Below are 13,848 nucleotides of genomic sequence, written 5' to 3' on the forward strand. Positions count from 1 at the left end.
TTCCTTTCAGGGTCCTTTATAACGTTTCGTGCCAGGTGCGACCGTCGCGTTCAATCAATGCGATGGACGACGATGGCCCCCACGTTCCTGCGGTGTAACCCTGGACCGGCTGACTGTTCAACTCCCATCCCTGAAGGATCGGATCGACCCAGCGCCATGCGGCCTCGACTTCGTCGCGACGCATGAACAGGGTCTGATTGCCGCGAACCACATCCATGATCAGCCGTTCATAGGCGTCCGGATTGCGCTCGTTGAAGGATTCGGCAAAGCTCATATCGAGCGGAACGTGACGCAGGCGCATGCCGCCCGGGCCCGGATCTTTGATCATCAGCCACTGCTTGACGCCTTCATCGGGCTGCAGGCGGATGACGAGCTGATTGGCAATGACCTTGCCAGCACTTTCACCGAAGATCGAATGCGGAATTGGCTTGAAGGTCACGACGATTTCCGAAACGCGGGTCGCCAGACGCTTGCCTGTGCGCAGATAGAACGGCACGCCCGCCCAACGCCAGTTGGCGATTTCGGCCTTCAACGCCACGAAGGTTTCCGTGTTGCTGGTGTCGCTTTCGAGGTCTTCGAGATATCCGCGTACCGCTCCGCCCGCCGAAGCGCCCGCGCGATACTGGCCACGCACGGTCACATCCTCGACATTGGCATTGGTGATGGGCTTGAGCGAGCGCAGCACCTTGACCTTTTCGTCATGCACCGCGTCCGCTTCAATCGACGAAGGCGGTTCCATGGCCACAAGGCAGAGCAGCTGGAGAATATGGTTCTGCACCATGTCGCGCAGCGCGCCGGCCGTGTTGTAATAACCGGCGCGACCTTCAAGGCCGACGGCTTCGGCAACGGTGATCTGCACATGGTCGATATGGGCTGAGTTCCAAAGCGGCTCATAAAGCGCATTGGCAAAGCGCAGCGCCATCAGGTTCTGCACCGTTTCCTTGCCCAGATAGTGGTCGATACGGAAAATCTGGTCTTCGCGGAACACGCTGCCCAGCGTGTCGTTGAGCGCCATTGCCGAATCCAGATCACGGCCAATCGGCTTTTCAACGATGATGCGGGTGTCGCGGGTGATGAGGCCATGGCTCTTCAGGCGCGTGGCGATATCGCCGAACAGGGTCGGGCTGACTGCGAGGTAAAAGGCGCGAATCTTTTCCGGCTTCTTGCCGATCAGGGTCTTGAGGGCATCCCAGCCCTCTTCGGACTTGGCGTCGACAGCGACATAGCTGAGACGGGTCAGAAATTCTTCGATCTGCTTTTCATCGATTTCGGCAGGCTTGACGTGCTCATGAATGGCATCGCGCGCAAACTTCCGATATTCCTCATCGGTCATGGGGCTGCGCGAAGCGCCGATAATGCGCGTCGGGTCGGAGAGCTGGCCTGCACGCTGCCGCTGATACAATGCCGGGATCAGTTTGCGTTCGGCTAGGTCGCCCGAGCCGCCAAAAACGATGCAGTCGAAAGGCTCTACCGGAATAGTCTGGCTGGTCATCTGTCGCTCTCTTCTTTCGTTCGCGCAAATCAGTCTGTCAGTCATAGCCTACTATGACAACGGTGCCATATGCGCGGCCCATCTTTATAATTTAATCGATTTAAATTCAACCGTCCGATTGCCGCATTCTCGTGAATTTGAACTGGGCGTCAAATGTGGGCCAGATATCGGGATATGACCGCGCATGGAGGCAGCCTGTCGGTTTTGTCGGGTTAACCGCTTATGCACACATGACATGTTCATCTTAAAGCCATATTGGAACAAACAATCGTGTTTCAAGTGATTTGCACACAAAGTCTGAAACGGCTTTGTCAAAGGAGAATGACATGAAGAGGCTGCAGGATAAGGTCGCAATCATCACCGGTGCCGGATCGGGTTTCGGTTCAGGCATGGCGCACCGATTTGCAGCCGAAGGCGCGAAAGTCGTGCTGGCTGACGTCAATGTGAAGCGCGTAGAAGACGAGCTGGCGCATATCGGCAAGAATGCCTTGTCCGTGCAGGCGGATGTGTCGCGCAAGGACGATGTGGAGCGCGTGGCGCGTGCGGCCTTCGAGGCCTTCGGGCGCATCGACATCATGGTCAACAATGCCGGTTTCACGCATCGCAACATGCCATTGACCGAGGTGGATGAGCACAATTTCGATCTCATCCATGCCGTCAACATGAAGGCGCTCTATTATTCGACGCAGATCGTCGTGCCGATCATGGAGCATCAGGGTGGCGGCGTCATCATCAACACTGCTTCGGCGACCGCGCTGCGCCCGCGCAAGGGGCTGGTCTGGTATAGCGCGTCCAAGGGCTGGATCATCAGCGCCACCAAGGCGATGGCGCTGGAACTGGCCAACAAGAATATTCGCGTCAATTGCATCTGCCCGGCGGAAAGCGACAGTGAAGCGCTGAAGCTGTTTTTGGAAGACGATACGCCGCAAGCGCGTGAAGCCTTGAAAGCAACCATCCCGCTCGATCGCTTTTCGACGCCGGAAGATGTTGCCGAAGCTGCCCTTTGGCTCGCATCCGACTCCGCCGCGATGGTCACGGGGACGGCGCTGAGTGTCGACGGCGGCTATTCTATCTGAGATTGCGGCTCTGGCCGCCTGCAAATGGCGTTGTTTTGCGCTTCCGGTGCTCATGTACCTTTAAGTACACTCCGCTCCGGTTCTCAAACTCCACCATTTTCGGCTGACCATAACCACAATCCATCTCATGCACCTGCTTCCGCGAGAAAATCATCATAGATGGCTTCCAGCCGCTTATGGCGTTCGGCGGCCATGCGCCGTCCGGTTTCCGTTCTGAAACCGGAGGCAAGCTTGAACAGCTTGGTGCGGAAATGGTCGAGCGCAAAAGTTTTATCGTCGAACGCGCGGTCTTCCGCGCGCGGGTCGCGCCAATCATAAAGGGCGCTTCCCATACGGCCTGCTATATAAAAACAGCGTGCTGCGCCGATCACGCCAATGGCGTCGAGCCTGTCGGCATCTTGCAAGGTCTGTGCCTCGATGGTCACAGGCTCGATATTGGCTGAAAAACTGTGCGCTTCAACCGCATGGGCGACGCGGTCAATGCGCTCATCGTCCCAGCCGAGGCTGCGCAGCAGTGCGGAGGCCTTGTCGGCTGCAAGGCGCGAAGCCTTGTGCCGGTCGGGGGAATTTTTCTCCACACTCACGCAATCGTGCAGAATTGCCGCTGTGCAAAGAATTTCGGCGTCGCCGCCTTCCACGCTTTGAATGGCTGAGGCATTTTTCCAGACGCGGGCGAGGTGGGACAGGTCGTGCGATCCGTCCTCACCATGTTCCAGCGCATGCGGCAGAAGTTCAGCTGCAAGCGCTTCGAAGGGCGCGAAGATATGGTCTGTCATTCAATGTCCCAGAATCATGGAATCGATGGAATGACAGCCAGTATCCCTTGGTTGCGTCAGTTCTGTGAAGCGCGGCGCAGCACGATCCAGTTATAAAACGCGCCAAACGCCATCATCAGGCAGGTGCCGAGAAAGACGGCGCGCATCCCGAAATGGCCGCCGACAAAGCCACCTGCCACCGGGCCTGCGACCTGTCCGACATATTGCGCCGAGACCGAATAGCCGAGTATGCCGCCAGCAACCCGGTCCGGCACATTGTGCCGGATGACGCTGGTGATGCAGGGCAGGAGGCCGCCCAGCGCCAGTCCCATCAGAAAGCGCAAGCCGATCAGTTGCCAGGCTTGTGTGACGAATGCCTGCGGGATCAGCAACAATGCGGAAATCGCCAGCGCACCGATGATGACATATCTGTGCCCGATGCGGTCGGCCAGTCGTCCGAGGCGCGATGAGGACAGGATGCTGCCCAAGGCTGCCGCCGCCATCACGACGCCGGAAATCAGCGTAACCTTGGTCTGGTCGTCCATCAGTTGTATGACATAGACAGTGATGATCGGTTCGATCGACATATTGGCGAACAGCAGCAGCATGCCCGTCACCAGCATGGCCAGAACAGGCTTTCTGTCGGGGATCGCAGCCCAGATGGATTCCGCCCTCTGTTCCTTGGTCGGTTTCGGCGGCTTGCGCTCTTCGCGGATCAGGAAAGTTGTGGCGAGGAAAGTCAGGAAGATCACACCGCCCGCCAGCCAGAAAGTGGCGCGGATGCCGATCAACGGCGGCAAAGCGCCGCCGAGCAGCGGCCCGGCCAGATTGCCCGCCATGATGCCCGCCGAAAGCGCACCCAGCGCCCAGCCGGTTTTGTCTTTCGGGGTCTGCGTCGCGACGAGGATCATTGAGCCGGAGGAATAACCGCCCGCAATGCCGACGAACAGGCGTAGCGCGACCAGCTGCCAGACGCTCGTTACCATGCCGATCAGCGACATGGCGATGGCCATGCCGAGACTGGCGCGGATCAGCATCAGCTTGCGACCATAGCGGTCGCCAAGCTTGCCCCAGAGCGGCGCGACGAAGGCGGCGGCGAGAAAGGTTGCGCCATAGGCGATGCCGGACCATTGCACGATGGCCGCATGGTCGGACACGCCAAGCTGCTCCACATAAAGCGGCAGGAAAGGAAGCAGAAGCGACATGGCCACAAGCGTGGTGAACGAACCGATGAGGCAAATGAGGAGGTTCTGTTTCCAGTAGCGCTCGTGGTTTTCCTCAGCCTGTTTCGGGCCAGCCAAAGGGCCAGTGGTGCCGTCTAACGCGGCGGCGTCCCTGGCGGCAGCTTGGGTCGTACTCATGTCATGTCCTGCGAATGAATGCGGATGCGGGAATGGGATTGTATTGTATTCCATTTTGGGATACCAAAGCGGAATACATGCATGCGCCTGTTGCTTCGTCTTGTCAACTCCCGTCAGGAACAAGCATTCACGGTGTGGTGAACGAGAGCATTTCCAGCAACAGTGCGTAGCGGTTTTGCGTGGGATAATGCGTGAAACAACTAGATAGAGCGGTTCCACGATTCCGTTTTAACCGGAACCGCTCCAGGAGACCGGTCGGCAATGTCACAGATGAGGCAAGTGGAAACGCAACTCCGCGACATGATCCTGGGGCTTGAGCTTGGGCCGGGCGAACGCCTGACCGAGCGCTGGGTGGAGACGCAGTTCGCCGCCTCGCGCACGCCGATCCGCGCCGCGCTGTTGCGGTTGGAAGCCGAAGGGCTGGTCTGTCGGGAAGGGCGCGGCTGGACGGTTTCGCCGATCAATCTTGCTGAAATCGATCAGATCGGCGTTTATCGTGAGGCGCTGGAAGTGGCGGCGATCCGGCTGACTGCGACGCTTGATGAGCGCAGCGGCGTCGAGCCGATTGGCGCGATGCTGGACAGTTGCGACGCCGAAACCTCGCGGGAGGAATGGCATCGGGTCGGCATGGATTTCCACATCGAACTGGCGCGACTGTCGGGTAATGAGTTTTTGAGCCGTGGCGTGCGTGATGCGATGCAGCGCCTGTCACGAGCGCGCTGGCTGGAAGTGCGCGACGAAGCGGCCCTTGCCCGCGCATGGCGTGAGCATCACGCGATCCTTGATGCGGTGCGCGAAGGCGACGCCGACGAGGCGGCGAAGCTGTTGAGCGCGCATCTGGGCGGCAGCCGCGACCGTCTCGTCAGCAGTTTGCACGAGGATCGTCGCGGCCTGAAGGCGCGGGGATTTGCCGTTATCAGCGCTTGAGTTAGCGCCAATCCGGCAGTCTGTGTCCGCCGCGCGGAAGGCGGGAGGTGCGCCCTTCCATGAGGCCAAGGTCGCGCAGCAGATAGTCGGGCGAGTGTTCGCTGACGACATAGGGCGCTGGCTTGCGCTGAAACAAGCGGGTGAAAAGACGATACCAGCCTGTGGTGGCTTTGCCGGCAGGGCCAGACGCAGCGCAAGCGCCTGCATGGGCTGGTGCATTGATCTCGATATTTTGCATGGTTCCGGCTTTGCTTTTGTGAACTGTGGGAGACAGCTCAGTTAAATTCTGCCTATAGATATGGCCGGAAAAGCTGTTGTTTTCCAATTGAACGTCGATTACCATACATAAGGAGGGCTTATGTATCATGGTGTCGTCGCTACCCCCTTTATCCGCCATTCGCGTCTTTGAATCCGCGTCCCGTCATGCAAGCTTTACCAAGGCTGCGGAAGAGCTTGGCATGACGCAGGCCGCCGTCAGCTATCAGATCAAGATGCTGGAGGAGCGGGTCGGCGCGCCCTTGTTTCTGCGCATGCCGCGACAAGTGAAACTGACCGAGCTTGGTGAGCGACTGGCGCCGTCCATTACAGAGGCTTTTGAAACGATGCGCACGGCTTTCGCCACGTTGCGGGAGGATGCGGAAGGCGTGCTCACGATCAGCTCGGTCGCCACTTTCGCCGCCAACTGGCTGGTTCAGCGCCTTGGTTCGTTCCAGATGGAGCACCCGCTTCTGGCGGTGCGGCTCGATACCAATGACCAGCTGATCGATTTCACCCAGAGCGAGGTCGATCTCGCCATCCGCACCGGCACCGGCCACTGGCCGGGGCTGGTCAGTCATGAGCTGATCAAGGCGCAGTTCACGCCCATGCTGAGCCCGAAACTTGCGGCAAGCATTGGCGGGGTGCGCGAGCCGGCTGATCTGTTGCGCCTGCCCGCCATCGATGCCAGCGATCCTTGGTGGCGGCTGTGGTTCGAAGCCGCTGGTGTTCCTGATCCGCAACTGCGGGGCAACACGCAGAACCGACTGGGCGCGCAGCATCTGGAAGGGCGGGCGGCCACGGCAGGCCTCGGTATGGGTATCCTCACCCCTGCCTTTCACACGGCGGAAGTTGCGGCGGGTCTGTTGATCCAGCCTTTCGACCTCCTCTGCGATGATGGCCGTTCCTATTGGTTGGTCTATCCCGAATCCCGCCGTAACGTGCCGAAAATCCGGGCTTTTCGGGCATGGATTATGGGAGAACTTGGAAAATAACGCCTATCGGCAAAAATTTTTTTGCCCACATGTCACATTCAGCGATGCTCGCTCGTCATGTCTTTCGAACCATCAAATCAAACCCGAAAGGAACGAGACCATGACTGCCACGCTGAACCCATTCAATGCTGCTCCTGCCCTGATGAAATCCTGGATGACCACCTCGCAAGCCGTTGCTGCCAGTCTGGAAGGGAGCCTGATCGAATTGGTCAAAATCCGCTCGTCGCAGATCAATGCCTGTGCAAACTGCATCAACATGCACACGATTGAAGCCCGCGCGCTGGGCGAAACCGAACAGCGCATTTATTTGCTCTCGGCCTGGCAGGAAGCGCCATGCTATTCTGAGCGGGAACGGGCGGCTCTTGGCTGGGTGGATGCGCTGACGCGTCTCTCGCAGGGGCATGATCTTGTCGAAGCGCGCAAGGCCCTGCAGGCGCAGTTTACGGAGGAGGAACAGGTGAATCTCACGCTGATGATCAATATTATCAACGGCTGGAACCGCATGGCCGTTGGCTTCGGCCTCTGGTTTGAACCAGCGGCGGCAAAGGCTCCGGCCCAAAAGACTGCTGAGGCGGTCGCCTGATGGCAGGGGGGGCGGCGCATGACGATGCAGCGGAGATTTTCGATCCGCTGCGTTCGAAACTGATCCGTGTCGCCTATCGCATGCTCGGCTCCGTCGCCGATGCGGAAGATATGGTGCAGGAGGCGTTCATCCGCTGGATGAACGCCGACCGCAGCGCGGTGCGCGAGCCGGAAGCCTTCCTGCGGCGCACGGTGACGCGGCTTTGTCTCGACCGGCTTAAATCCGGCCAGCGGCAGCGCGAAACTTATTTCGGCCCGTGGATTCCAGATCCGGTGGTCGAGGAGGAAGAGGAAGACGACGATGTGACCCTGCCGTTGATGCTGGCGCTGGAGCGTCTTTCACCGCTGGAACGCGCGGCCTTTCTGCTGCACGATGTCTTCGGTCTCGACTTCGACGAAATAGCGAAAACAATTCAGCGCGATGCGGCGGCCTGCCGACAACTCGCGACCCGCGCGCGCAAGCATGTTCGCGAAGAACGACCGCGTTTTCAGGTCGATAGAGAGCGCGGGATTGAGCTGGCGCAGGCTTTCTTCACGGCATCGCGTAGCGGCGACATGAATGCGCTGGGCACCATGTTGGCCGCCGACGTGCATATGCATGCGGATGGCGGCGGAAAACGCCCGGCCTTCCCGAAGCCGATTTTCGGCTTTACCGATGTTATGGAAATTCACGAGAAGCTTGCCGGCTATTTCAGGGCCAATGGTTCAACGCTGGTGCGCACCACCTTCATCAATGGTCTGCCGGGCTTCATCTCGCTGGAATCGGATGGTCAGATCCAGACCACGGCGCTCGATATCGAAGACGGAAAGATTGCGGCGATCTATGTCGTCCGCAATCCCGACAAGTTGCAGCACCTGCACTGACCTGTGCTGCCGCTATCCGATCAGGTAGCGGCAGAGACCGGCAGCACCGATGCCGATGATCACGGTCGGCAGCATGGAAAAGCGCGTGGCGGCGAAAATGGTGATCGCCAGAGCCAGAAGATCGGCGGGCTTGTCGGAGACGAAATCCGGTGCGATCACCGATATCAGCACACAACCGGGCGCGGCTTCCATAACGGCGGTCGCGCGTTTGCTGAGTGTGCGATTGCGCAGCAGTACATATCCGCCGATGCGGGTAAGATAAGTGACGCTGGCCATCAAAACGATGGTGAGAACGGCTAACGGATCGATCATTCTTCACCTGCCAGAAGATAGGCGGCAACGAGGCCGGAGAGTGCACCGGCGGCGACATACCAAGCGCCGGGAATGGTGAGATAGGTAACGGCGGCGACAACAAGGCTGACCAGCCACGGGCGCGCTGCGGCAAAGCCCTTCCACATGCCTGCCAGCAGCACCAGAAACACCGCCGGAAACGCCATGTCGAAACCATAGGGCCGCAAGTCGCCCATCATCGGGCCAAAGGCCGCGCCCAGCGTGGTGAAAAGCACCCATGCAATGTAGAACGGGATGGCGACACCGGCATAGAATTTGAGGCTCAGCGCCGGATTGACGCCCTTCGCCTGACGGCGCTTCGCATCGGCGAGGCCGAGCGCCCAGCTTTCATCGCACATCAGAAACAGGCTGGCGAAAGCCTTGCGCTTTGGCAGATGGCGGATGAAAGGCGCAAGGGCGGCACCCATCAAAAGATGGCGGCTGTTGACCAGAAGCGTGATCGCGGCAATGAGCAAAACATGCGGCGGCGAGGTCCAGAGCTGGATCGCGGCAAATTCAGAGCCGCCCGCGAAATTCAGGCCCGTCATCAACGGCACTTCGAGGACGCTTAGGCCCTTTTGTGCAGCCTGCGCGCCCAGCACCAGAGCATAGGGAATAATGCCTAGCAAAACCGGTAGTCCGGCGGTGGCACCCCGACGGAATTCCGACGCCGGTTTACTTTGCTGTGGCACATAGGCCTGTGAAATATCCATAAAACCGCCGTTGGCTGGCCTCGCGGCTGCCCCTTGTCTATTGCCCCAGCATCTTTGCTTGAGAGCGAACGGCAATATAGCCAATGTCTTGAGCAATCGGGTTGCAAAGATTGGCCGATTGCAGCAATATTTGGCAGTGAATGCCAACAATATCGGCATAAATGGAATTCGTGGCCAATGAAGCGCGGGGCGATATAGAAGCTATCCGATAAAGTGGCGGCAAAGACCGGCAGTGCCGATGCCGATCAGCACGGTCGGCAGCATGGAAAAGCGCGTGGCGGCGAGAACGGTAATCGCCAGCGCCAGAAGATCGGCGGGCCTGTCGGAGACGAAATCCGGTGCGATGACTGAAATCAGTACGCAGCCGGGCGCGGCCTCCATCACCGCCATCGACCGTTTGCTGAGTGTGCGATTGCGCAGCAGTACATAGCCGCCGATGCGGGTCAGATAGGTGACGCTGGCCATCGCGATGATGGTGAGCAGGACTAAGGGGTCAATCATTCTGCATCTGCCAGAAGATAGGCTGCAACGAGGCCGGAAACTGCGCCAGCGGCGACATACCATGCGCCTGGAATGGTGAGGTAGGTGACTGCGGCGACGGCGAGGCTGACGAACCACGGACGCGCTGCGTTAAGGCCTTTCCACATGCCTGCGAGCAGCACCAGAAAGACCGCCGGAAACGCCATGTCGAAGCCATAGGGGCGGAGATCCCCCACCATCGGTCCGAGGACAGCGCCCAACGTGGCGGCGGACAGCCATGCCACGTAGAATGGGATGGCAACGCCCATATAAAATTTCAGGCTCAGCGCCGGGTTGACGTCCTTAGACTGGCGGTGCTTCGCATCGGCTAGACCAAGCGCCCAGCTTTCATCGCACATCAGGAACAGGCTGATGAAGGCCGTGCGCTTCGGCAAATGGCTGATGAAGGGCGCAAGGGCGGCACCCATCAGCAGATGGCGGCTGTTGACCAGAAAGGTAATCGCCGCGATGAGCAGGACATGCGGTGGCGACGTCCAGAGCCGGATTGCCGAAAACTCCGAACCGCCCGCGAAGTTCATGCCGGCCATCAACATGACGGACAACAGGCTGAGGCCTTTGTGTACAGCCTGCGCGCCCATAACCATGGCATAGGGAAAAGCACCCAGCAGAACCGGAAGCACGGCAATGGCTCCGCGGCGGAATTCTGACCTTCTAATTTGATGGCTGCTAAATGTGCTTTCTTGAGATGCATAGAACGGTGGAATATCCATAAAAATCCCGTTGGCTGGCCTCGCGGCTGCCCCTTATCCGCGTGGTTCCCAGTCCAGACACAGCTGCTGGAACCACTTGATCTCTTTCTGGCTTTGCGCGGCAAACTGGCCGCTTCATAACCTTTGCCGGAAATTCGCGCATGCGGTGCGCTGGTCTGGAAGTATTCGCTAATGTAATCAGTATCTTGAGCAATTGCCTTGTGGGAGCTAGTGTATGGCATTAATATTTGGCAGAAAATGCCAATAGTTTGGGTGTAAATGAAATCGGTGGCCAATGAAGCTGGACGAGATCGACAAGCGGATATTGCGTGTGCTGCAACGCGACGGGCGCATCGCCAATAATGATCTGGCGCGCGAGGTCGGGCTGTCGCCGTCGCCGTGTCTGCGGCGGGTCAAGCTTCTGGAAGAGGCGGGCGTGATCGACCGCTATGTTGCGGTGCTTAATCCGGCCAAGATCGGCAAGGGGCTGACCTTCTTCACCCGCATCCGGCTGGACAGGCAGGATGAGGAAACGCTTCAGGAGTTTGCACGCGAAATATTGAAGCTGCCGCAAGTGCTGGAATGTTATTTCATGCTGGGCGATTACGACGCGATGATCCGCGTGGTCGCGGCGGATATCGAGGAATATCGGCGTTTCCAGTCGGAATATCTAAGCCGCATCAAAGGCGTGCAGAACCTGAAGACCGACGTTCCGAGCCAGACGGTCAAGCAGACTTCGGCGATGCCGCTTTAGGCGTTCCGGGAAGCGCGAGCAGGCTCACAAGCGCTATGGCCGAAAGGATCGCTCCGGCGAGGAAGGTCGAGGACGAGCCATAGGCTTCCCATAGCCAGCCAGCGCCGACATTGCCCGCCAGCATGACAAAGCCGGTGATCACATTGAAGATGCCGAAGGCGGTGCCTTTGAGATGCGGGGGTGCGGTATCGGCGATAAGCGTCGCCAGAATGCCTTGTGAAAAGCCCATATGCAGGCCCCACAGGACAATACCCGCCAGAAACGGATAGATCGTCGTTGAATGAGCGATCACCAGATCGGCGGCAACGAGAAAGCCGAGGCTTGCGGCGAGCAGGCCCTTGCGGCCCATCCGGTCCGACAGGCTGCCGACGGGATAGGCGGTCAGCCCATAGACGGCATGCATGACGACCATGGTGATTGGCACCCAAGCGGCGGTAAAACCGGCTTCCTGCGCCTTGAGCAGCAGAAATGCTTCGCTGAACCGGGCAAGCGTCAGGACCGACGCGACGGCGATGACGATCCAGACGGCGGTGTTCAGTTTTCCCGTATCGGCAAAACGGGGCAAGCCTTTAGAGCGGGCAGGGGGTGTTTCCGGCTCGCGAATACCGACGATCAAAAGCGCAACCGCAAGGAAGGCCGGGATAACGGCAATCCAGAAGATCGCGACAATATTGCCGCCTGTCGCCACCATCAGGCCGATAGCGACAAGCGGACCGACAAAGCCGCCAACCGTATCGAGTGACTTGCGCAGGCCAAAGGCCGCGCCGCGAATTTCCGGCGGCGTCACATCGGCAATCAGGGCGTCGCGTGGTGTGCCACGTATGCCCTTGCCAACGCGGTCGATGGCTTTGGCGGTGACGATGCCGCCAGCCGTGGTGGCAAGCGGAAAGATCAGCTTGGAGAGGGCGGCGAGACCATAGCCTGCCACCGCGAGCGGCTTTCTGCGGCCAGTCCAGTCGGATATCACGCCGGAAAAGAGCTTGGTCACCGTGGCGATGGCAACCGACAGGCCTTCGATAAAGCCGATCGTCATCGCGGATGCGCCCAATCCCGCCACCAGATAAAGCGGCAGCAGCGTCTGCACCATTTCGGATGAGATATCCATCAACAGGCTGACAACGCCCAGAACCCACACGGTTGAGGGGATTGCGTGCGTCTTGTCGGTGGAGGCTGAACCTGTCGCCATGCAGAAAATCCGAATCTGTCGAAGGATTATGTGTCTGATAGCACGGGTTGATGAAATATGAGCGCTGTGCTCACATTATTTGAGATAGGCGCGAACCACGTCCACAAGTTCGCCAGCGCCTTCGTCGCGCTCCTTCTGCGGCAGATCACCATCGGCGACATGCATGAGAATATGATCCTCGATCACCTCGACCATCAGCCCGTTCACCGCGCCGCGCACACCGGCAATCACCTGCATGACTTCAGAGCAGCCCTTTTCCTCCTCAAGCATCCGCTCCACACCTTCAAGCTGCCCGCGAATGCGGCGCACGCGGTTGATAAGCTTCTGCTTTTCGCGGAGGGTATGGGTCATGGGGACTCCTGATTTTGCGATATGTCAGGCGGGGCGGACTTCCACCTCCACCGTCACATGCGACAAATCGTGGATCGCTGCAAGCTTCTTGCGGTAATAGGACGGCGCCTTTGGCGTGGCCGTGACAATCGACACGATGGCACCGTGATGGCCCGGCCCAAGCTGCCAGACATGCAGATCGGCGATTTCGCCGCCTTCCTTCTCAATGATTTCAGTGATCTCTTCGGGGAGGTCCTCGCCTTCAGGGATGTAATCGAGAAGCGTCGCGCCCGCATCGCGAATGAGGCCCCAGGACCAGCGCGCAATCACCAAGGCACCGGCAATGCCAATGGCCGGATCGAGCCAGAGCCAGCCGTAAAGACTGCCGAGAAGAAGGGCGGCAATCGCCAGCACCGAAGTCAATGCATCGGCGAGCACATGGATATAGGCAGCGCGCAGGTTCTGGTCGTGACCGCTTTCGTGGTGATGGGCGTGATCATGTCCGTGGTGGTGATGCGCGTGATCGTCTTTCAACAGCCAGGCGCAGACGAGATTGACCGCGAGGCCGAGGCAGGCAATCAGAATGGCTTCATGGAAGTTGATGGCGACCGGGGCGCTGAAACGCTGGAAACTTTCCCAGCCGATCAGCAACGCAATCAGTGCTAGAACTATGGCGCTGGCAAAGCCCGCCAGATCGCCGAGCTTGCCGGTGCCGAAGGTAAAGCGCGGATTGTGGGCCTGCTTGCGGGCATAGAGATAGGCGAGTGCTGCGATGAGCATCGCTGCTGCATGGGTGGACATGTGCCAGCCATCGGCAACCAGCGCCATGGAACCATAAAGGTTCCCGGCAACGATCTCGATCACCATCATTGCGGCGGTAATGGCGATGACGATCCACGTGCGCCGCTCGTTGCGCCGGTGGTTGTCACCCAGAAACACATGGTCGTGCCGCGCTTCCAGCTGACGTTCATACGGATGATGCGTGCCCATATCGCGGCC

General features: G+C 59.1%; 17 protein-coding genes. 6 read left to right on the forward strand and 11 right to left on the reverse strand.

The features are described from left to right. Positions 1 to 16 precede the first annotated feature (16 nt). Positions 17 to 1,492: a glucose-6-phosphate dehydrogenase gene (gene zwf, locus D8666_RS19415; RefSeq protein WP_109367022.1), complete on the reverse strand. Its 1,476-nt coding sequence runs from the start codon at positions 1,490 to 1,492 to the stop codon at positions 17 to 19. Between the two features lie 326 nt (positions 1,493 to 1,818). Here zwf and D8666_RS19420 point away from each other — a divergent pair, with 326 nt between their 5' ends. Beyond that, a complete protein-coding gene (locus D8666_RS19420; RefSeq protein WP_109367023.1) occupies positions 1,819 to 2,568 on the forward strand; it encodes an SDR family oxidoreductase in 750 nt (249 codons plus the stop codon). Between the two features lie 125 nt (positions 2,569 to 2,693). Here D8666_RS19420 and D8666_RS19425 read toward each other — a convergent pair whose 3' ends face one another. Together D8666_RS19425 and D8666_RS19430 are read right to left on the reverse strand one after the other, a co-directional pair. After that, complete coding sequence (locus tag D8666_RS19425) at positions 2,694 to 3,344, reverse strand: HD domain-containing protein (RefSeq protein ID WP_109367024.1); 651 nt, start codon at positions 3,342 to 3,344, stop codon at positions 2,694 to 2,696. Between the two features lie 56 nt (positions 3,345 to 3,400). Beyond that, positions 3,401 to 4,684 carry a multidrug efflux MFS transporter gene (locus D8666_RS19430; RefSeq protein WP_121539123.1) on the reverse strand — a complete coding sequence of 428 codons (1,284 nt, stop codon included), beginning with the start codon at positions 4,682 to 4,684 and terminating at the stop codon, positions 3,401 to 3,403. A gap of 261 nt (positions 4,685 to 4,945) precedes the next feature. Between D8666_RS19430 and D8666_RS19435 the strand changes: the two genes are divergently transcribed. After that, a complete protein-coding gene (locus tag D8666_RS19435) occupies positions 4,946 to 5,611 on the forward strand; it encodes a GntR family transcriptional regulator (RefSeq protein ID WP_109367025.1) in 666 nt (221 codons plus the stop codon). A gap of 1 nt (position 5,612) precedes the next feature. Here D8666_RS19435 and D8666_RS19440 read toward each other — a convergent pair whose 3' ends face one another. Next, entirely contained in the window at positions 5,613 to 5,849 is a 237-nt protein-coding gene (locus D8666_RS19440) for a hypothetical protein (protein WP_109367026.1), read from the reverse strand. 127 nt (positions 5,850 to 5,976) lie between these two features. Between D8666_RS19440 and D8666_RS19445 the strand changes: the two genes are divergently transcribed. The 3 genes from D8666_RS19445 (at position 5,977) to D8666_RS19455 (ending at position 8,307) form a co-directional block, all read left to right on the forward strand. Continuing rightward, the gene (locus D8666_RS19445) at positions 5,977 to 6,861 is read left to right on the forward strand and encodes a LysR substrate-binding domain-containing protein (RefSeq protein WP_109367027.1); all 885 of its coding nucleotides are present in this window, start codon (positions 5,977 to 5,979) and stop codon (positions 6,859 to 6,861) included. Between the two features lie 100 nt (positions 6,862 to 6,961). After that, the gene (locus D8666_RS19450) at positions 6,962 to 7,444 is read left to right on the forward strand and encodes a carboxymuconolactone decarboxylase family protein (RefSeq protein ID WP_109367028.1); all 483 of its coding nucleotides are present in this window, start codon (positions 6,962 to 6,964) and stop codon (positions 7,442 to 7,444) included. After that, a complete protein-coding gene (locus D8666_RS19455; RefSeq protein WP_109367029.1) occupies positions 7,444 to 8,307 on the forward strand; it encodes a sigma-70 family RNA polymerase sigma factor in 864 nt (287 codons plus the stop codon). The genes D8666_RS19450 and D8666_RS19455 overlap by 1 nt, the downstream gene beginning before the upstream one ends. A 12-nt stretch (positions 8,308 to 8,319) precedes the next feature. Here the strand turns inward: D8666_RS19455 and D8666_RS19460 are convergent, their stop codons facing one another. The 4 genes from D8666_RS19460 to D8666_RS19475 all read right to left on the reverse strand — a co-directional run bounded on the left by D8666_RS19460 (position 8,320) and on the right by D8666_RS19475 (position 10,600). Further along, positions 8,320 to 8,619: an AzlD family protein gene (locus D8666_RS19460; RefSeq protein ID WP_109367030.1), complete on the reverse strand. Its 300-nt coding sequence runs from the start codon at positions 8,617 to 8,619 to the stop codon at positions 8,320 to 8,322. Beyond that, complete coding sequence (locus tag D8666_RS19465) at positions 8,616 to 9,350, reverse strand: AzlC family ABC transporter permease (RefSeq protein ID WP_109367031.1); 735 nt, start codon at positions 9,348 to 9,350, stop codon at positions 8,616 to 8,618. The genes D8666_RS19460 and D8666_RS19465 overlap by 4 nt, the downstream gene beginning before the upstream one ends. Before the next feature lie 201 nt (positions 9,351 to 9,551). Next, positions 9,552 to 9,851 (reverse strand): AzlD family protein, encoded by a 300-nt coding sequence (locus tag D8666_RS19470; protein ID WP_109367032.1) that lies wholly within the window; start codon positions 9,849 to 9,851, stop codon positions 9,552 to 9,554. Beyond that, entirely contained in the window at positions 9,848 to 10,600 is a 753-nt protein-coding gene (locus D8666_RS19475; RefSeq protein ID WP_109367033.1) for an AzlC family ABC transporter permease, read from the reverse strand. Before D8666_RS19475 ends, D8666_RS19470 begins: the two co-directional genes overlap by 4 nt. 274 nt (positions 10,601 to 10,874) lie before the next feature. Here D8666_RS19475 and D8666_RS19480 point away from each other — a divergent pair, with 274 nt between their 5' ends. Then, positions 10,875 to 11,333: an Lrp/AsnC family transcriptional regulator gene (locus tag D8666_RS19480; protein WP_109367034.1), complete on the forward strand. Its 459-nt coding sequence runs from the start codon at positions 10,875 to 10,877 to the stop codon at positions 11,331 to 11,333. Here D8666_RS19480 and D8666_RS19485 read toward each other — a convergent pair. From D8666_RS19485 to dmeF, 3 genes are all read right to left on the reverse strand, one after another. After that, a complete protein-coding gene (locus tag D8666_RS19485; RefSeq protein ID WP_121539084.1) occupies positions 11,305 to 12,519 on the reverse strand; it encodes an MFS transporter in 1,215 nt (404 codons plus the stop codon). The two genes, D8666_RS19480 and D8666_RS19485, sit on opposite strands and share 29 nt — an antisense overlap. Before the next feature lie 75 nt (positions 12,520 to 12,594). Continuing rightward, positions 12,595 to 12,870 carry a metal/formaldehyde-sensitive transcriptional repressor gene (locus D8666_RS19490; protein WP_121539085.1) on the reverse strand — a complete coding sequence of 92 codons (276 nt, stop codon included), beginning with the start codon at positions 12,868 to 12,870 and terminating at the stop codon, positions 12,595 to 12,597. A gap of 24 nt (positions 12,871 to 12,894) precedes the next feature. Next, on the reverse strand, positions 12,895 to 13,839 hold the full coding sequence (dmeF, locus tag D8666_RS19495; RefSeq protein ID WP_121539086.1) for a CDF family Co(II)/Ni(II) efflux transporter DmeF: 945 nt from the start codon (positions 13,837 to 13,839) through the stop codon (positions 12,895 to 12,897). Positions 13,840 to 13,848: the final 9 nt, after the last annotated feature.

This window comes from Ochrobactrum soli, assembly GCF_003664555.1.
In the GTDB taxonomy this organism is placed as follows: Bacteria; Pseudomonadota; Alphaproteobacteria; order Rhizobiales; family Rhizobiaceae; genus Brucella; species Brucella teleogrylli.